Annotated in this window: 15 protein-coding genes; 9 read left to right on the top strand and 6 right to left on the bottom strand. The window is 63.9% G+C overall.

Annotated elements, in window-relative coordinates; all coding sequences use genetic code 11:
- Window positions 1-48: 48 nt before the first annotated feature.
- A complete protein-coding gene (locus PQQ95_RS35550) occupies window positions 49-960 on the bottom strand; it encodes a LysR family transcriptional regulator (protein ID WP_408446795.1) in 912 nt (303 codons plus the stop codon).
- A 118-nt stretch (window positions 961-1,078) separates the two neighbouring features.
- Between PQQ95_RS35550 and PQQ95_RS35545 the strand changes: the two genes are divergently transcribed.
- From PQQ95_RS35545 to PQQ95_RS35510, 8 genes are all read left to right on the top strand, one after another.
- Complete coding sequence (locus PQQ95_RS35545; RefSeq protein WP_408446793.1) at window positions 1,079-2,515, top strand: YbfB/YjiJ family MFS transporter; 1,437 nt, start codon at window positions 1,079-1,081, stop codon at window positions 2,513-2,515.
- 216 nt (window positions 2,516-2,731) lie between these two features.
- Window positions 2,732-3,763 carry a threonine aldolase family protein gene (locus PQQ95_RS35540; RefSeq protein ID WP_408446791.1) on the top strand — a complete coding sequence of 344 codons (1,032 nt, stop codon included), beginning with the start codon at window positions 2,732-2,734 and terminating at the stop codon, window positions 3,761-3,763.
- A 163-nt stretch (window positions 3,764-3,926) separates the two neighbouring features.
- Complete coding sequence (locus PQQ95_RS35535) at window positions 3,927-4,457, top strand: NUDIX domain-containing protein (protein WP_408446790.1); 531 nt, start codon at window positions 3,927-3,929, stop codon at window positions 4,455-4,457.
- 78 nt (window positions 4,458-4,535) lie between these two features.
- Window positions 4,536-4,985, top strand: coding sequence for an acyl-CoA thioesterase (locus PQQ95_RS35530; RefSeq protein ID WP_408446787.1), 450 nt, complete (start codon window positions 4,536-4,538; stop codon window positions 4,983-4,985).
- A gap of 4 nt (window positions 4,986-4,989) precedes the next feature.
- A complete protein-coding gene (locus PQQ95_RS35525; RefSeq protein ID WP_408446784.1) occupies window positions 4,990-5,928 on the top strand; it encodes a branched-chain amino acid ABC transporter permease in 939 nt (312 codons plus the stop codon).
- The gene (locus PQQ95_RS35520) at window positions 5,921-7,210 is read left to right on the top strand and encodes a branched-chain amino acid ABC transporter permease (protein WP_408446783.1); all 1,290 of its coding nucleotides are present in this window, start codon (window positions 5,921-5,923) and stop codon (window positions 7,208-7,210) included. The genes PQQ95_RS35525 and PQQ95_RS35520 overlap by 8 nt, the downstream gene beginning before the upstream one ends.
- Window positions 7,207-7,959, top strand: a complete 753-nt coding sequence (locus PQQ95_RS35515) for an ABC transporter ATP-binding protein (protein WP_408446782.1) — start codon at window positions 7,207-7,209, stop codon at window positions 7,957-7,959. The genes PQQ95_RS35520 and PQQ95_RS35515 overlap by 4 nt, the downstream gene beginning before the upstream one ends.
- Window positions 7,956-8,669 carry an ABC transporter ATP-binding protein gene (locus PQQ95_RS35510; RefSeq protein ID WP_408446779.1) on the top strand — a complete coding sequence of 238 codons (714 nt, stop codon included), beginning with the start codon at window positions 7,956-7,958 and terminating at the stop codon, window positions 8,667-8,669. The genes PQQ95_RS35515 and PQQ95_RS35510 overlap by 4 nt, the downstream gene beginning before the upstream one ends.
- 578 nt (window positions 8,670-9,247) lie before the next feature.
- Here the strand turns inward: PQQ95_RS35510 and PQQ95_RS35505 are convergent.
- The gene (locus PQQ95_RS35505) at window positions 9,248-9,760 is read right to left on the bottom strand and encodes a hypothetical protein (protein ID WP_408446776.1); all 513 of its coding nucleotides are present in this window, start codon (window positions 9,758-9,760) and stop codon (window positions 9,248-9,250) included.
- Here PQQ95_RS35505 and PQQ95_RS35500 point away from each other — a divergent pair.
- Window positions 9,759-11,717, top strand: a complete 1,959-nt coding sequence (locus tag PQQ95_RS35500; RefSeq protein WP_408446775.1) for a hypothetical protein — start codon at window positions 9,759-9,761, stop codon at window positions 11,715-11,717. The two genes, PQQ95_RS35505 and PQQ95_RS35500, sit on opposite strands and share 2 nt — an antisense overlap.
- A gap of 862 nt (window positions 11,718-12,579) precedes the next feature.
- Here the strand turns inward: PQQ95_RS35500 and iolB are convergent.
- The 4 genes from iolB to PQQ95_RS35480 are packed head-to-tail and all read right to left on the bottom strand — an operon-like array spanning window position 12,580 to window position 18,344.
- Window positions 12,580-13,380: a 5-deoxy-glucuronate isomerase gene (gene iolB / locus PQQ95_RS35495; protein WP_408446773.1), complete on the bottom strand. Its 801-nt coding sequence runs from the start codon at window positions 13,378-13,380 to the stop codon at window positions 12,580-12,582.
- Complete coding sequence (iolE, locus tag PQQ95_RS35490; RefSeq protein WP_408446772.1) at window positions 13,377-14,303, bottom strand: myo-inosose-2 dehydratase; 927 nt, start codon at window positions 14,301-14,303, stop codon at window positions 13,377-13,379. Before iolE ends, iolB begins: the two co-directional genes overlap by 4 nt.
- A 10-nt stretch (window positions 14,304-14,313) precedes the next feature.
- Window positions 14,314-16,287, bottom strand: a complete 1,974-nt coding sequence (gene iolD, locus PQQ95_RS35485; protein ID WP_408446769.1) for a 3D-(3,5/4)-trihydroxycyclohexane-1,2-dione acylhydrolase (decyclizing) — start codon at window positions 16,285-16,287, stop codon at window positions 14,314-14,316.
- Window positions 16,284-18,344, bottom strand: a complete 2,061-nt coding sequence (locus tag PQQ95_RS35480) for a bifunctional 5-dehydro-2-deoxygluconokinase/5-dehydro-2-deoxyphosphogluconate aldolase (RefSeq protein WP_408446767.1) — start codon at window positions 18,342-18,344, stop codon at window positions 16,284-16,286. Before PQQ95_RS35480 ends, iolD begins: the two co-directional genes overlap by 4 nt.
- Between the last annotated feature and the right edge of the window lie 33 nt (window positions 18,345-18,377).

The raw sequence follows: 18,377 nt of genomic DNA, 5'->3' as shown, positions 1-18,377 counted from the left end.
CAAGCCCCAAGCCCCAAGCCCCAAGCCCCAAGCCCCAAGCCCCAAGCCTCAAACAACACCTACCGATGCAGCGGCAGACAATGCCACCGCCTCTTCTCCCGACACAAGCGTTTGTCGCAGCGCATTGAGCGCGGACGAAAAATGTCCCCGTCGCCAGACGAGAAGCGTCTCGATCAAACCAATGTCGGGAAGTTCATGAACGGCGATATTGCTCGCATCGGTTTGCAGATCGAGCACCGATCGCGGCGCCACGGCGACCCCCGCGCCGGCGGCGACACACGCCACGATCGCATGATACGAGCCGAGCTCCAGAACGCGAGCCGGCCTTACGCCATGCTCCAGATACCATTTCTCGATGTACGCCCGGTAAGCACACCCGCGCTCGAATGCGATCAGCGTCGATAAAGCAATATCCTTCACTTCGCGAATCGGCCGATGGCCTCGCGGTGACAGCATCACCAGCTCCTCGCGAAAAACCGGCACCGTCTCGAACAATTCGCCAAGCGACGCAGGATCCAGCGGCGTAGCTACCAGCGCTGCATCCACTTCGAATTCGCGGACCCGCTCGATCAGCTTGCCGGTCGTGCCGGTTTCGAGTTCCAGCGCGACATCCGGCCACTGCTGGTGATAACGCGCGAGCAATCCAGGCAGACGCGTCGCCGCGACGCTTTCCATCGTGCCTAAACGCAGGCGTCCAGTCGGACGATCCTCGCGCACGGCGTGACGCGCCTCGTCGGCGAGCGCGAGCAGACGCTCCGCGTAGGGCAGCAGCGTCTCGCCAGCCGGCGTCAGAACGAGGCGCCGGCCGTCGCGGATGAACAGGTCGGTGCCCAGTTGCTCCTCGAGTTGCTTGATGCGCGTCGTGACGTTCGATTGCACGCGATTGAGCTTGGCGGCGGCGCGCGTCACGCCGTTTTCCCGTACGACAGCACGAAAAATGGTCAAGGCGGCCAGATCCACGATTCTCTCCTGGCGATGGTTGATATCCTAATTATTCATTTTTCGTGATCAAAAGGTCAAGCTAATATGGATCGAACAAACCGGCGATTACCGGCCCGATTCCATTTACCTTTCGCTCATGATCGATCTCGCTTCCACCGCGCACGATACGTCTGCCGACCAGCATGCTGCCCGCCGCGCAGCGCTTGCCTGCATGGTCACTTTGGCCGTGGTGCTCGGCATCGGCCGTTTTGCGTTCACGCCGCTCTTGCCGTTGATGCTCCACGGCAGCACCTTCGGTCAGCCGCAGATCGATATCCAGCATGGCGGCTGGCTTGCATCGTTCAACTACGCGGGCTATTTCGTCGGCGCGCTCACTTGCGCGGCGCTGCGGGTCGCGCCGGCGCGCATGGTGCGCGCGGGGCTTGTGGCGACGGTCCTGCTGACGCTGGCGATGGGCGTAACGGGCCAATTCTGGCTGTGGGCGGTCGTGCGCTTCGTCGCCGGCGCGGTCAGCGCCTGGACCTTCGTGTTTGCCTCGCAGTGGGGCTTGCGGCGGCTCGCCGAACTCGGCGCGCACGGCTGGAGCGGGGTGATTTATACGGGGCCGGGCGTGGGCATCGTCGGCACGGGTTTGCTGGTCAGCGCCGCGGGTGGTTACGGCGCGACCGCGGGTTGGCTCGGCTTCGGGCTCATCGCTGCGATCCTTTCGATCGTGGTTTGGCCAGTGTTCGGGGCCGGGACCGGCATCACCTCAGGAGGCGCGCAGCTTGCCGCGAGCGGGTCAACGAACGCCGCTCATGCAAGTCAACGCGCGGCCGGCCAGCATTCCGCCGCGCAGCACCAAAGTGGGCAGTACGCGGTCAGGCGCTACAGCGCCGGCCGGTACGCTGTGAATCAGCCATCCACAAGCCCTCTCTCTGCCGCAATTTCAAGCCCGTCCGTCGGGCAAAGCCCCGCCACAAGTCACCTCTCCCCCCCAAACCCGACCCCACGCCCCACCGACGCCTTCTGGCTGATCCTGCTCTACGGCATCCCCGGCTTCGGCTACATCATCACTGCGACGTTCCTGCCGGTGATCGCGCGCCACGCGCTGCCGGGCTCGTCCTGGCCCGATCTGTTCTGGCCGATGTTCGGCGCGGCGCTGGTCGTCGGTGCGCTGCTCGCGGCACGTCTGCCCGTGCATTGGGACAACCGCACGCTGCTCGCCGGTTGCTACGTGCTGCAAGCCGCCGGGATTGCGCTCGGCATCATCTGGCCCACAGCAGGCGGTTTCTCGTTCGGCAGCATCCTGATCGGTCTGCCATTTACGGCAATCACCCTGTTCGCGATGCGTGAGGCGCGCCGTCTGCGTGGCGACGAAGCGGCCGGCCTGATGGGTTACGCGACAGCGGCCTACGGCGTTGGCCAGATCGTCGGCCCGCTGGTGGCTGCGCCGATTGCCGAACACACGGGGTCCTTTTCGCCGGCTTTGTGGCTGGCGGCCGGGGCACTGCTGCTGGGCGCGGTCGGCCTGATCATCGTCGCCCATATGCCGCGCGGCCGAGGGCGCATGCCCGATTGCGGCTGCCACTAACGGCGTTGCCGAGCGGCACATCCCTCGGCGTCAACCGATCTCGCAAGGACACGTGCCGGCACGGCAAGTTTGTCCGCCTTCTTGCGACGAAAACATGAAGCAGTTGAACCGTCCGCGAGGCAAATACCAAACCGGAAAACAAATAACTCATCGGCGCACTAAAATGACCGCTTTCCCGTCATCTCAGTGCGCCTGTCGCCGGGCGCGCCGCCAGCCATGCAACATTTCGCGTCCGACAACTACGCCGGCATCTGTCCCGAAGCGCTCGACGCGCTGATCGCCGCCAACAACAGCGGCCACGAACCCGCTTACGGCGACGACTCCTGGACCAGCCAGGTCTGCGACCGCCTGCGAGATCTGTTCCAGACCGATTGCGAAGTGTTTTTCGTGTTCAACGGCACGGCCGCCAATTCATTGGCGCTGGCGTCGCTGTGCCAGTCGTATCACTCGGTGATCTGCCATGAACTCGCGCACATCGAAACGGATGAATGCGGCGGCCCGGAATTCTTCTCCGGCGGCTCTAAGCTGCTGACCGCGCCGGGCGTCGGCGGCAAGCTCACGCCGGATGCGATCGAAGCTGTCGTCACGCGCCGCGCCGATATTCATTATCCGAAGCCGAAGGTCGTCACGCTGACCCAATCGACGGAAGTGGGCACTGTCTACACGGTCGAGGAAGTGCGCGCGATCGCGGCGATCGCCAAACGGCGTCAACTGAAAGTGCATATGGACGGCGCGCGCTTTGCAAACGCGGTCGCGGCGCTCGACGTGCATCCGTCCGAGATCACGTGGCGGGCGGGCGTCGACGTGTTGTGCTTCGGCGGGACCAAGAACGGTTTGCCGGTCGGTGAGGCGGTGGTGTTCTTCGACCGTTCGCTCGCCGACGATTTCGCCTACCGTCTGAAACAGGCCGGCCAACTCGCGTCGAAAATGCGTTTCATCTCGGCGCCGTGGCTCGGATTGCTGGATAACGACGTCTGGCTGCGCAACGGGCGTCATGCGAATGCAATGGCGGCTTTGCTGCAAACGCGGTTGCAGGAAATTCCCGGCGTGAGCATCATGTTTCCGCGAGAATCGAACGCGGTCTTTGCGCAATTGCCCGCGCAGGCCGCCAAGGCAATGCGTGCGCGCGGCTGGAAGTTCTACGAGTTCATCGGCGCGGGCGGTTGCCGGCTGATGTGTGCCTGGGACACGCAGCCGGAAACCGTCGAGCGTTTCGCGGCGGAAGTGCGCGAGCTGTGCCAGGCCTGAAACCGCATCGACCGTACGCCTGCAACCAGGCCGGGACTGCGAACCGGAAGCTGGAATCAGGCGTACACGTACAAACAGGAACGCGTACCCGATGCTGAATCAGCGGCACGGCATTCAATACTGAAAACACCGCACACAAACCATAAGAGACGACCCACTCGCCATGACCGAATACCGATTTTGTCCGCGCTGCGCTACGCCGTTGATCGAGCGCGCCGATGCCGAACACGAAGGCGGGCGGGTCCGTCAGACCTGTCCCGATACGGAATGCGGCTACGTCCATTGGAACAATCCGCTGCCGGTGGTAGCCGCGATCGTCGAGTACGAGGGCAAGATCCTGCTCGCGCGCAACGCCGCCTGGCCGGAAGGCATGTTCGCGCTGATCACCGGTTTTCTGGAAAACGGCGAAACCCCGGAGGAGGGCATTGCCCGCGAAGTGCTGGAAGAAACCTCGCTGCACGCGGAGACGGTCGAATTGATCGGCGTCTACGAATTCATCCGCAAAAACGAGCTGATCATCGCGTATCACGTGAAGGCGTACGGGACGGTCGCATTGTCGCCAGAATTGCTCGAATACCGGCTGGTCGAGCCGGCCAACCTGCGTCCATGGCGCGCGGGCACGGGTCAGGCGCTCGGCGAATGGATGCGGCGGCGCGGCTTGCCGTTCGAATTTGTCGAAAAACCGGGGCAGTAAGTTCGGCCAGCGAGCTTGCCCAGCTAGCCGGCCAATGAGCCTGGTCAACAATTAAGTTCACCCCTACGCCACGTCACGATGAACAAACCCGCACCCGCCGCGCGCAGCGCCTATCCGCATTTTCTGCCGATCACCACCCGCTGGATGGACAACGACGTCTACGGCCACGTCAACAATGTCGTCTATTACAGCTACTTCGACACGGTGGTGAACGAGTATCTGATCCGCGCCGGCGTGCTCGATTTCGAGCATGGCGCGACGATCGGCCTCGTGGTCGAGACGCATTGCAATTACTTCGCGCCGCTGGTGTTTCCCGAGCGTGTCGATGCGGGTCTGAGGGTCGTGCGGCTCGGCACCTCGAGCGTTCGCTACGAAGTGGGCCTCTTCAAGGAGGGCGAAGATCAACCCGCCGCTCAGGGCCATTTCGTGCACGTGTATGTGGATCGTGTCACGCGTCGCCCGGTGACCTTGCCCGCCGGCTTGCGTGCGGCGCTCGAACCGCTGACCGTCGCCGTGCAGGCGGAATAGGCGCGTGCAGTCGTTCGTCATCAACCTGCTCAACGGCGTCAGTTACGGCCTGCTGCTGTTCATGCTGTCGGCGGGTTTGACGCTGATTTTCAGCATGCTCGGTGTGCTGAATTTTGCGCACGCGAGCTTCTACATGCTCGGCGCGTACGTCGGCTTTTCGGTGGCGGCGCATGCGGGTTTCTGGAGTGCGCTGGTGATCGCGCCGCTAATCGTCGGCGTGATCGGCGCGGCATTGGAGCGCTGGCTGCTGCGCCGCGTGCGGGTGCACGGCCATCTCCCCGAATTGCTGCTGACTTTCGGCGCCGCGTATCTGCTCGGCGAACTGGTCAAGCTCGGCTGGGGTCTGAGTCCGCTTGGCGCGACTATTCCGGCCGTGCTCGACGGACCGTTGTTCACGGTCTACGGCGCGGCCTTCGCGCGTTATCGGGCCTTCATGATGGCGGTGTCGCTGGCGATGCTGGCGGTGCTCTACGCGGCGTTGCGCGTGTCGAAGGCGGGGCTGATCGTGCGCGCCGCGCTCACGCATGCCAGCGCTGTCGAGGCGCTCGGCCACAACGTGCCGCGTGTGTTCACCGGCGTATTCGCAACGGGCACGGCGCTCGCCGCGTTGGCCGGCGTGATCGGCGCACCGCTCTTCGTGATCGAACCGGCGATGGCGGACTCGCTCGGCTCGATCGTGTTCGTGGTGGTCGTGATCGGCGGACTGGGCTCGTTGAGCGGGGCGCTGGCGGCGTCGCTGATCGTCGGCTGCGTGCAGACCTTTGCGGTGGCGAGCGACGTGTCGTTGGGCGATTTCACAGGCATATTCGGCGGCGCGCTGCCGGCTGCATGGGACACGCTGACGCTGGCGCAACTCGCGCCGTTGATTCCTTATCTGCTGCTTGTCGCCATGCTGGCGCTGCGTCCGCGCGGACTGTTCGGACGGCGTGACGATCATGCGTGAGCCGGCCGAAAAATTCGCTGTGCCGGCCGCCGCGCCTCGCTCAATGTTGCGCAGGTTCGCACCGTGGCTCGCGCTTATCCTGTTCCTCGCCGTCCCTCCCTTTGTCTGGCCGCAAAGCTGGCTCCTCGCCTATCTCGCGCAAACCGCGACGATGATCGTCTTCGCGCTTTCGTACAACCTGCTGCTGGGCGAAACCGGCTTGCTGTCTTTTGGACATGCCGCTTATTCCGGACTCGGCGCGCTGGTCGCGGCGCAGGTGTTCAACCACATTGGCGCGCCGTTGGTGCTGCTGCCGTTGATCGGCGGCATCGGCGGCGCATTGTGCGGGGTCCTGCTCGGTCTCGTGTCGACGCGGCGCGCCGGGACGGCTTTCGCGATGATCACGCTCGGCATCGGCGAGCTGGTCGCGGCGGCCGCGTGGACGCTGCCCGACTGGTTCGGCGGCGAGGCCGGTGTGCCGATCGATCGCGCGAGCGGACCGATGCTGGCAGGCTGGAGCTTCGGCCCGGCTCGCGAAGCGTATGCGTTGATCGCGGTGTGGTGCGTGCTGGCGAGCGTGGCGATGTTCGCGCTCTCCCGCACACCGTTCATGCGGCTCGCCAACGCCGTGCGCGACAACCCGGCGCGCGCCGCAGCGATCGGTTGTTATCCGCGCCGCATCCGCTATGGCGTGGTGGTGATGTCGGCGTTTTTTGCGGGCATCGCGGGTACCCTGGGTCTGATCAATGTCGAACTGGTGTCGACGGAAAGCGTCGGCGTAATGCGCTCGGGCGCTGTGCTGATCGCGACGGTGATTGGCGGCACCGCGGCGTTTTTCGGGCCGGTCGCGGGCGCGATCGTCCTGACGTTTTTCAGCGTCGCGGTGGCGAGCGTGACGCGGGCCTGGCTGTTCTATCTGGGGCTGTTCTTTATCGTGGTCGTGGTGGCGTCGCCGGATGGTCTGGCGGGCTTCATGCAGCGGCACACGGCACGCGTTGCCGCTTACGGCTGGCGCGTGTGCAGCAAGGCGTATCTCTGGGGCGCGGCCTCGGCGGCGCTGTGGACGCTGGCCGTCGTGCTCGCGGTGCAGTGGGCTTATGCCGTGCAATTCGGTGCGGACGATGGCGCGGTGTTCAGCGTTATCGGCGTGCCGCTGGAGACGGCGTCACCGCATCTTTGGCTGGGCGTTGCGGTGTTCGTGTTGGCGGCGGCAGGGGCACTCGCCGTGCGCTACGCGGTCCGCGCGCAAGCCCGTCTTACCGCGCGCAGCAGTGCCACGCCGATTACCGGAGATGCACGATGATCCCGGCGCTCGCGGTCTACGGCATCGAAAAGCGCTTCGGCGCCACGCGGGTTCTGCGCGGCGTCGATCTGGCGATCGAACCCGGTGAGCGGCATGCGTTGATCGGTCCGAACGGCGCGGGCAAGTCGACGCTGTTCAATCTGATCGCCGGTGGCGCCCGGCCGAACGCCGGGCGCATCGATCTGTTCGGCGCCGAGATCACCCGTCTTGCGCCCGCCGCGATCGCGCGCCGTGGCCTCGCGCGCAGCTTCCAGACCACCAGCGTGTTCGCTCGCCTCAGCGTGTTCGACAACCTGCGCTGTGCAGCCATGCTGGGCGAACGCGACCGCACGCGCTGGTGGCAGCGTTTCAGCGGCTCACGCACGGTCGATGCGCGCGCCGAGCAGGTGCTCGAAGCCGTGGGCTTAAGCATGCGCCGGCATAGCCAGGCCGGCACGCTCAGCTATGCCGAGCAGCGCGCGCTCGACCTCGGTCTTGCGCTCGCCGGAGGCGCACACACGTTGCTGCTTGACGAGCCCACCGCCGGCATGAACCGCGCCGAAGCGGCGCGCGCTATCGAACTGATCCGCGCGACCACGGCGGGCCGTACGCTGCTGATGGTCGAGCACGACATGGACGCGGTGTTCGCGATCGCCGACCGGATTTCCGTGCTGGTGCAAGGCCGGATCATCGCGACCGGCGCGCCAGCGGCGATTCGCACGGATGCGGCAGTGCGCGCCGCCTATCTTGGCGACAGCTTCCCCGCATGACCATCTTGCTCGACATTCGACAACTGAACGCCTGGTACGGCGCGAGCCAGACCCTGCACGGGGCTAGCTTGCGGATCGACGCCGGCGAAGTCGTCGCGCTGGTTGGGCGCAACGGCTCCGGACGCTCGACGCTGGCGCGCGCGATCATGGGTCTCGTGCGCAGCGAGGGCGAACTGTATTTCGCCGGCCATGCACTCGGCGGCCTGCGCACCTTTGAGATTGCTCGCCTGGGACTCGGTTACGTGCCCGAACAGCGCGACGTCTTTCCGACGCTGAGCGTCCACGAGAATCTGCAACTCGGTGTGGTGTCCCGCGCTCGCGGCCGCATTCCGCGCTTCGCCTTCGACGATGCCTACGAACTGTTCCCCGTCCTGCGTGAGCGAAAGCGCACCCGCGCCGGCGCGTTATCGGGCGGCGAACAGCAGATGCTGACGCTCGCCCGGGCGTTGCTCGGCGATCCTGATCTGCTGATCATCGACGAACCCGGCGAGGGATTGGCCAGCCAGGTGATGGCGCAGGTCGCACAGTGTCTGCGGATGCTGCGTGATCGGGGCGTGGCGATGCTGTTGATCGAACAGCGGCTCGTGATTGCGCAGGACATCGCCAGCAGGGTTGCGGTGATGGGGCATGGCGAAATTGTCTTCGATGACGCGCTCGCGTCGTTCGTGAATCGCCCGGACGTGATGCAGGAATGGCTAGGTGTGGGTTAGCGGGGGGCGTAGCGGGGCACGAGAAGGGCACACAAGAAGGGTAAGAAGGCAAGAAGGGCGCCTGCTAGTCCACCGGTATCGCCCAAATCCGGTTTCGCAAAGCCGAGCCGCGGCGTCCACGGCTGGTGTTTCGCTGCAGTTTTATTGCAGTGCCGCATTCGAATTTGCGACCATTTTGCTGTCCTGATGTGCGCGTCATGCGCTGTGCGAGGCACGCGCAATTCGCCGCGTACCCAAAACGTCTCCGGGATGCTGTTTGAATCCTGTTTGCGCGCAGGCCGCTCGCGCCCGACGCGCGGGGCTTCCCAATGACTTGCTGTAGCGATTCAAACGCTTGATCGTTTGGTGAGCGTCCTCCAGAAATCTTGTCGGCAGCGCGCTGACAAATCAAGACAATCAGGTCAAAGGCGCGCAACGCCGGCTCGGCGTTTAAAGCCGGCGTATGTGCGACGGACCATGCCGTGCCGGACGCGCAAAAGACGCGCCGCGGCTTCAGGAGGAGACATCATGAAACAGACAGGCGCATTGGGCGCAACATCGGCTGACGGCGTGCAGGCGGAGTCCGCGCTGAGACCGCTTCAAAGGATGTTGTCGTGTCGAGTGGCGCGGACGCCGCCCGGAGATACGTGGTGCACGCGTGCCGGCGCCGGTGCTGCGCTGGTGACGGCTGCGCTGCTGATGTCCGCGTGCGCCGACGCGAGTTCCTCCCCGGGCGATGTGGCATCCGCACCGTCGACACAAACGACCACGGCAGCGAACGCCGTGAGCAACAACGACAGCCCGCTGACGGCAAAATCTCCACTGGGCGCGGGGCTTACCGCTAACGCTGCGAACGGCGCCCCTGCCATAAACGGCGTCGCTACCACGAACAGTGTCACCACCGCTTCGAATGGCACCGCTGCCGCGAACGGCGTCATTCCAGCGTCGAACGGCGTCACCACGAACAGCGTCACCCCCGCTTCGAACACCGCAGCCAGCGCTACCACCGACCAGCCGGCCTCCGCATCGCGTCCCGCGCTCGAACTCGCCAAAGCCAAACAGCTCGCTGCCGAACAGCGCGTCGCCGCACGCGTGCCATCTGCGAGCGGCATGACCGAGAAGCGTATCCGTACGTTGACGCTGCGCGATTCCGGCATCGACGGTTCGTTGATGTTCGCGCGTGACGTCGACTTTCGCGTGACCGGCGACATCGGCTTCATGATTCACGACATGGCGGCGACGCTGACGCCGTCGCGCGCCGGCCAGCCGATCGTGTTCGACGATCCGACCAGCGTGACGATCACCGTCCACCGGGGCGACGTCACGCTCGACAGCGCCAAGCTCACGGCGATTTTCAACCGCTACCTGTTCCAGTACCAAGGCTCGCCGCTGCGCAATATGCGCGTAGTGCCGCAAGACGGCGGCACCTTGCGTATCACCGGCGAAATGCACCGCGATACATGGGTGCCGATCGTGCTGATCGGTTCGCTGTCGATGCGCAACGCCGACGACCTCGTATTCCATGCCGATCACGTCGAAGTGGCCGGCGTCGGCGCCGACAAGTTGATGCAGGCCGCGCACGTGAAGATGGCCGACCTGTTGAAAGTGGACACGCCGATCGCGCATCTCGATGGCGACGACGTCGTGATGCAGGTGGCCAAACTCACGCCGCCGCCCGCATTGCGCATGACGATCACGCAGATCAATATCAGTGCGGCAGGCGTGCGCTTCACGCTCGACGACCGCACGGTGCCGAAAATCGACTGGCCCGCGACGATGCCACCACGCGGCATGCTGGTGCAAGGCGGCGACGTGAAGTTCATGCGTTCGATGCCGATGAACATCGACATGGCGCTGACCCCGCTCGATACGAACGCGCCGTTCGTGCTCGACCTGTACCACTACCGCGACCAGATGGCGGCCGGCTACTTCACCTTCGACGAAGCGGGCGCACTCGACGTGCATTTGCCGTCCTATCCGACGCTAGCCAGCGCGGCGAAAGAAGCACCGGCGCAAATGGGCAGCGCGAGCGCGCGCTTTAACGACAGTTTCATTCGCGCGCAGCAGGCGTCGCTGGCCCAGGCGCGCCTCGTTTGGCAACACGTGCCGCAGACCTTGCGGACCGCGTCGGTTGCACGCGCGATCCCGGTCGGCACACGCGCGGCGTTTTCCGGTCAGAGCCTGGCGACACCGGGTTCCGCGATCGGCGACGAGCGGCACTCGTCGGGCCCTGCGCCGTTGATTCACGTCGAGAATGTCGACTTCTACGTTTCGGGCCGCATCGGCTTTCATGTCCGTTCACTGGATGCGCAGATGGTGCCGAAGAAGCCGGGCCAACCGGTCGATCTCGACGATCCCGACCAATACGACATTCGCATCGTCGGCGGCGAGGTCGTCGAGCCGTGGCCCGCGATGGCGGCGTTGTTCAACGACTATCTGCTGGACTACGCGCCGCGTTCGCTGAACGATTTGCAGTTGAAGCCGGTGGATGGCAAGTTGGAAGTCACGGGCGGGATCAAATTGTGGAATCACTTTCCCGGCGTCTGGTTGCCGACGACGATGAGCGGCACGATCGCCGCCAGGGACGAGCGGCATCTTGTCTACGAGCCGACCTCGGTGAAGGTGCTGGGGGTGCCGCAGGCGGGGTTGTTGCGGGCGCTGGATATTCCGTTGGCGTCGTTGACGCCTTTTACCCGGAAGGGTGTTGCGTTGAAGGGTAACGAACTGGTGTTCGATCAGTACACCGTGTTTCCGCCGCCGGTTTTGCAGGGGCGGCTGGCTAGTGCAACCGTGACTGATGAGGGGTTGGTGTTGAAGTTCAAGCGTGATAGTTCTGTTGCTGTGGCGAGGCCGCCTGTGGGGGCGGCGAAGAGTTTTGTCTGGATCGAATCGGGTGATGTGAAGATGTTTAATTCGTTGGTCACGAATGCCAGGACTTTTATTAAGGATAGTTCTAATCCTGGGGTGATGAAGTTTGATCTTTATGGGTATCGGAGGGATGTTTCTAAAGGGACTGTGAGGATGGGGGGGGATGGTGGGTTGGTGGTGGATTTGGCTGGTAGGAAGTAGGGGTTTTTTTGCCTTTGCGGCGCTTGGTGTGGTGTGCCTGCGGTGTTGGCCTTTCCTTGAATTGTTAGTGGTTTATTAGTGTTGCCCCTGTGCGGGGCGGGCACCTACTTTTCTTTGCATGCCGCAAAGAAAAGTAGGCAAAAGAAAGCGGCTCACACCGCTAACTCTTAAGCGGGTCCCTCGCACAGTCACGGTAGTGGTGCATCTGGAATCCGTGCTCCCGCACACTCCGCGTTAGCGACAAAGCACTCATCAGCTCCCACTTCGCACTGCGTGCGTCGCGGACGGGTTTGCCAGGGAAACCCGCGGTTTCGTTTCGTGCGGTGGGGACCATCGGCTTCGTCTTGGTGAGATGTTATCGATGTTGTTAGTAACCCGAAAGATGTGTGTGTCGACGGCGATGGGCGGACGAGCTGGTCACGCTGATTATGTCGCCGGCATTGGAGAACACTCACCTCAAAGATCGGTGGGTGCATTCACTGTACGACCACGTTGTGCCCGCAATAGCGATGCAGCGACGAATCAGGAAACCGAAAAAGCCGCGAGAGCGAAACCGCAGCCAATGGTTGTATGAACTGGGCGTCGGCGCGCGCAGCGCCGCCGGAAGCATGACAGCCTTGTCACTGACGCTGAATGCGCGAGGACACGGATTCCAGATGCACCACTACCGTGGCTGCGCGGGGGACCCGCTTATGAGCTAGCGGTGTGAGCCGCTTTCTTTTGCCTACTTTTCTTTGCGGCATGCAAAGAAAAGTAGGTGCCTGCCCCGCACAGGGGCGACGCTAATAAACCAATAACAATTCAAGGAAAGGCCAACACCAAAAAACCACAACCAAAAAGCGCCGCGAAGGCAAAAAAACCATCAACCATCCTTATTAATAATCCACTCATGCACAGGATCATTCCGAAAATGCCAAACTCGCTGCCCCCCAGCCATCACATTCAAATAATAAGAATCATACCCATAAGGAACAACAACCGGATGATACCCCCGCGGCACCATCACGACGTCGTGATCCTCAACCGCCATCGACTCATCGATATCGCGCATATCGGTATACACACGCTGAAACGCAAACCCCTGCGGCGGATCGAGCCGATGATAGTAAGTCTCTTCGAGCGAACTCTCATGAGGCACATTATCGGTATCGTGCTTATGCGGCGGATAGCTTGAAGCATGCCCCCCAGGCGTCCGAACCTCAACCACAAGCAAAGACTCCGCAAGCTCAGTCTGCGGAAGAATATCGCATACGTAGCGCGTATTCAGCCCCTTCCCGCGCTTGGAGCGCTTCATCGCAGAAGGCTCGATCAACCTCGCCGGATACGCACCCTTGGCAGGCGCGCTCGCCACGCCAACCTCGGCATCGCGACAGGCGCGAACCGTCGCCCGCACGCCAGGCGGCAAATACACCGCATAGGGCGCGGAATCCTCGAATACGCTGTCGCGCGAACCCAGCGAACTCCACGTGGCGTCCGCAGTTTCAATATCCACCGCGCCCGTGAGCACCACAATGCACACCTCCCGCGACGGCTCGAACACGTGAACGACTTCACTCGCACCCAACCGGTAAGCGGCAAATCCCACATACCGCCAGCACGCCGACTCAGGTGTCACCCGCGCGATTGTCTGGCCCTCGCGCTGTGCCTTCACCAATAAACTCATGCTGCCTCCTGCTCAGTCCCGCCACCGGCGTCGAGCGGCGCATCGACCAGCGCCCGCAAGGTCCGGAATCCTTTCTGCGCATATTTATACGATGGCGCCACGACCGGATCCTGCTCCGCCTCGACCACCAGCCAGCCGCGATAACCATGCCGCTTCAATCGGTCGATGATCGCCGGGAAGTTGACCGCGCCATCGCCCGGTACGGTGAAAGCGCCGTTGATCACGGCATCGAGAAAGCTCCAGTTGCGATTGCGCGCCAGCTTCATCACCGCGGGTCGAACATCCTTGCAGTGCACGTGGCAGACGCGGTCAATGTGCTTGTCGAGTACCGCGAGCGGATCACCGCCTGCAAACGTGATATGTCCGGCGTCGAATAGCAGGCCGACGGCGTCGCTCGTGCGCGACATCAACTGATCGACGTCAGCCGGCGTTTCGACGTACGCACCCATGTGATGATGGTACGCCAGCCGCACGCCGCGGCTCAATGTGTAGCGCGCGAATTCGTCGACGCGTGCCGCGTAGGCTGCCCACTGCGCGTCGCTGAAAAAACGCGGGCGTTGATACAGCGGTTGCGGTGCACCCTGGATCGAATCGGCGACTTCGCCATAAACCATAGCGGTCGCGCCATTCTGCGCGAGCAGGTCGAGATGGGGACCGACCGAGGCGATTTCCTCTTCCACGCTGCGTCGTGCGAGTCGTCCAGAGTACCAGCCGGATACCAAGGCCAGATCGTATTGGGCGAGCAGTGTCTTCAGCGCCTGCGGTTCACGCGGAAACTTGTTGCCGAGTTCGAAACCCTGGTAGCCGATCTGGCGTCCTTCGGTCAGCGCAACCTCGAGCGGCGTTTCGCCGCCGAGCGAAGGCAGGTCGTCGTTCATCCACGATAAGGGGTTGATGCCGATACGTACGTCGAAAGCAGTCATGCTGGCGTCCTCATTCGTTGTCGATGTGGCCAGGGCGGTCGCCGGGATCGGCAGGCGCAGTCCGTGCGGCAAGTTGCGCGTCGTATTGCGAGCGCGCGGCACGCACGCTGTCGCGCGCCGATACCTCGGGCACGGCGACTTCCCACCACCAGCCGCCGTCGGCCGTGGTGCGGGCCGGATCGGTGTCGATACTGATCACGTAAGTGCGATCGGCGGCGCGCGCACGTTGCAGCGCATTTTCAAGTTCGCCGATGTTCGCGACATGCTCGGCTTCTGCGCCGAGCGCGCGCGCATGCGCGGCGAAGTCGATCTTCGGTGCGCCGAGCGGGCCCTGCATGCAATCGTCGAGCAGGTTGTTGAACGGCGCGCTACCGCAAGCCTGTTGCAAGCGATTGATGCAACCGTAGCCGCGATTGTCGAGCACCACCACGATCAGCTTCGCGCCGATCATCACCGAGCTCGCGATTTCGCTATTCATCATCAGATAGCTACCGTCGCCGAGCATCACGATCACTTCACGCGCGGGGCGTGCGAGCTTGACGCCGAGGCCGCCAGCGATCTCGTAGCCCATGCACGAGTAGCCGTATTCGACGTGATACGCGCCGGGTTTACCGGCACGCCAGAGCTTGTGCAATTCGGCAGGCAAGGTTCCGGCTGCGCAAACCACGATGTCGTCCATCGCGGAGCGCGCGCTCGAACGCTGCACCGCGCCGATCACATCGCCTTCGTACGGCAGCACGCTGTCGCGTTGCGGCGCATGCGTGAGCGTGCTCACGGTATCGCGCCAGCTCGCCGCGAGTTTGTGGGCGCGCGTGGTCCATGTGCGGTCCGCGTGCCAGCCTTGCAGGGGTTCGGTGAGCGCGTCCAGTGCAAGACGCGCGTCGGCTTCGACCACCAGCGCACGATGCTTGAGGCCGTCGAATGGATTCGCGTTGATGCCGATCACGTCGGCCTGCGTGAACAACGTGTTCGAGCCGGTCGTGAAGTCCTGCAAGCGCGTGCCGATCGCCAGCACGCAGTCGGCATCGTGAGCGAGCGCATTGGCGGCGGGCGAGCCGGTCACACCCAGCGCGCCTGCGTTCAACGGATCGTTCCATGCGAGCGAGCCTTTGCCGGCCTGCGTTTCGGCCACAGGAACGCCGTGCGCGGCGGCGAAGCGGTGCAGCGCGTCGGTCACGCGGCCATAAAGCACGCCGCCGCCCGCGACGATCAGCGGACGCTTTGCGCGACGCAGACGGGCCACCGCCGCGTCGAGGTCTTCAGCGCGCGGCGCGGGAGAGTGGAACGTGACGACGCGTGGCGCGAAGAAGTCGGCAGGGAAATCCCAGGCCTGCGCTTGCACGTCCTGGGGCAACGCGAGCGTGACGGGGCCGCACAATGCCGCATCGGTGAGCACGCGCACGGCGCGCGGCAACGCATTGAGCAATTGCGCCGGATGCACGATGCGGTCGAAGTAGCGCGACACCGGCTTGAACGCATCGTTGGCGGAGACGCCGCCATCATGGAAATCCTCGACTTGCTGCAACACTGGATCGGGCGCGCGCGAGATGAACACGTCGCCAGGTAGCAGCAGCACGGGCAGGCGGTTCACATGCGCGAGTGCGGCCGCGGTGATCAGATTGGTCGCGCCGGGTCCGATCGAGGTTGTGACGGCCATCATGCGGCGACGGAAATGTGCCTTCGCATAGGCGATCGCGCTGTGCGCCATGGCCTGTTCATTATGGGCGCGCAGCGTGGGCAAGGTTTCGCGGTGCTGATACAAGGCTTCGCCCATGCCGGCCACGTTGCCGTGGCCGAAGATCGCGAATACGCCGCCAAAGAGCGGTTCGGTGCCGCTGCCGTCTTCGGTCGCGACCCGCAGCGCCGCGAGGTAGCGAACCAGCGCCTGCGCGGTCGTCAGGCGGACGGTGCCCCCCGATGGCGCGTGGGCCTGGGTGGCGTCGTTGGCGGACGCCGCATCGTGATGCAATACGCGCTGGTTCATGCCGCCTGCTCCTGATGTGCATGGTCAGCCGTGGTGGGCTGCGCGCCTGTCGTGCCGCGCGCCGCGCGCCACGACGCGATCAGTGTTTCGAACGTGTGGCGCACCCGTGCGATCAGTTCGTCGTCGCCGATCTCACCGGCGAGCCACGCATGGCTCGGCTCGTGGAAAATCGTGCGGCCCACGGTAAAGCCCCGGCACGTCGTCGATTGCGCCGCCGCGCGAAAGCCCTCGTCCAATTGCTCGACACCCGCCGACAAACCGAGCAGCACCACGCCGCGGCAGTACGGATCGCGCTCGGCGATCAACGCATCGACAGCTTGCCATTGCGCAGCGTCCATCGGTTCGAGCTTCCACCATTCCGGATAGATCCCGATGTTGTACAGCCGCTTTAACGCGCGATACACAATGTCCGGTGCTTGCGGCAGATGCGCGTGCTTCGGCGGAATCACTTCCAGCAGCAATTCATGGCCGCTCGCTTGTGTCGCGTCGTATAGCGCACGCAGTTGCGCTTCCTGTTCGAGGCGTTGTTCGACGGGCTCGTCGGGATGGAATTGCACGAGGCATTTGGCAATATGTTCCTGTGGCCACGCGATCAGCGCCGTGCCGATCGAGCGGCCGTGGTCGAACACGAGCGGCACGGAGCCAGGGAGTTCAACCGGCCGGCCGATCCACCAGCCGCGGCCGGTGGCAGCGTTCAAGGCGTCCTGACCGTAGCGGTCGTCGCTCAATATGCCGATGCGGCCTTGCAAGCCCAAGGCGGCTTCCGTCTGGGCGACGGCGTCGACGAACAGGCCCTTCAGTTGCGCGATGCGCGCTTCATCGGCGCCGGTCTGCTGGGCGAGTTCGAAGAACTGGTTGCGGTGGTCGAACGCGAAGCCGAGTACTTCATTCCATTGTTTGCGGGCAGGGGAGACGCGATGCAGACGGGCGAGCGTCGCATCGCGGTCGGGGCGGCGCATGCGTTGCGGATCGGCCTTGGCTTCGCGCAGGAAATAGTCGAGTTCGGCGGGCGTCGGCATGGCGGGTGCACAGCCGTGACGCGAGACGACCAGCGCGCCGCTGGCATTCGCCGCACGCGCGCAGGCTTCGAGCGGTTGATCGCGCAGCCATCCGGAGAGGAAGCCCGAGGCGAATGCATCGCCTGCGCCGAGCACGTTCAGCACTTCGACCTCGACACCGCCGTGAACCGGCACGTCGTCGAGCGTGGCGGGTACTGTGCCGTCGATGATCTGGCAGCCCATCGGTCCGCGTTTCAGAACCAGCGTAGCCGGCGTCACGGCGCGCACCATCGCGAGTGCGTCGACGAGCTCGGTCTTGCCGCCGGCAATGCGAAACTCCTCCTCGGTGCCGATCACCAGATCGAACAAAGGCAGGATGCGCTGCAAATGCGCGGTCACGCCTTCGCTGGCGACGAAGCGGGTTTCGCCGTCCGCCTTACCCGTGAGCCCCCACAACACCGGGCGATAGTCGATATCGAGCACGGTGCGCACGTTATTGCGCCGCGCGTAATCCAGCGCGCGGCGGCTCGTGCGGTTCACCTGTTCGGTCGAAAAGTGCGTGCCGGTAATCAGCAGCGCTTTCGAGGACGCAATGTACGCCTCGTCGAAATCCGCTTCGTCCACGGCCATATCCGCGCAGTTCTCGCGGTAGAAGATCAGCGGAAACGTATCGCGATCTTTCAGGCCCAGTAGGACGAGCGCGGTCAGGCGTTCCTGATCGATGCGGACATGACTGACGTCGCAGCCTTCCTTCGTCAAGGTCTCGGTGAGAAAACGGCCCATGTGATCGTTGCCGACGCGCGCGAGCATCGCCGAGAGAAGCCCGAGCCGCGCGCAACCGAACGCGATATTCGCCGACGAACCGCCGAGATACTTCGCGAAGCTCGACACGTCTTCGAGCCGCGCGCCGACCTGCTGCGCGTAGAGATCGACGGCAAGGCGGCCAAGGCAGACAATGTCGCGGCTGCGGTCCGGCGCGAAACGGCTGACCTTCGCAGCCGATGCGGACGTGAGCCCGTTACCGTTCGCGATTCCGCTTGATGTGCTGGAGTGATCCATGAATATTCCTGAATAGCTGAACGCGGCGAGCGG

Source organism: Paraburkholderia caffeinilytica (genome assembly GCF_046030355.1).
GTDB lineage: Bacteria > Pseudomonadota > Gammaproteobacteria > Burkholderiales > Burkholderiaceae > Paraburkholderia > Paraburkholderia caffeinilytica_B.
This window is presented reverse-complemented; position numbering and strand designations above follow the sequence as displayed.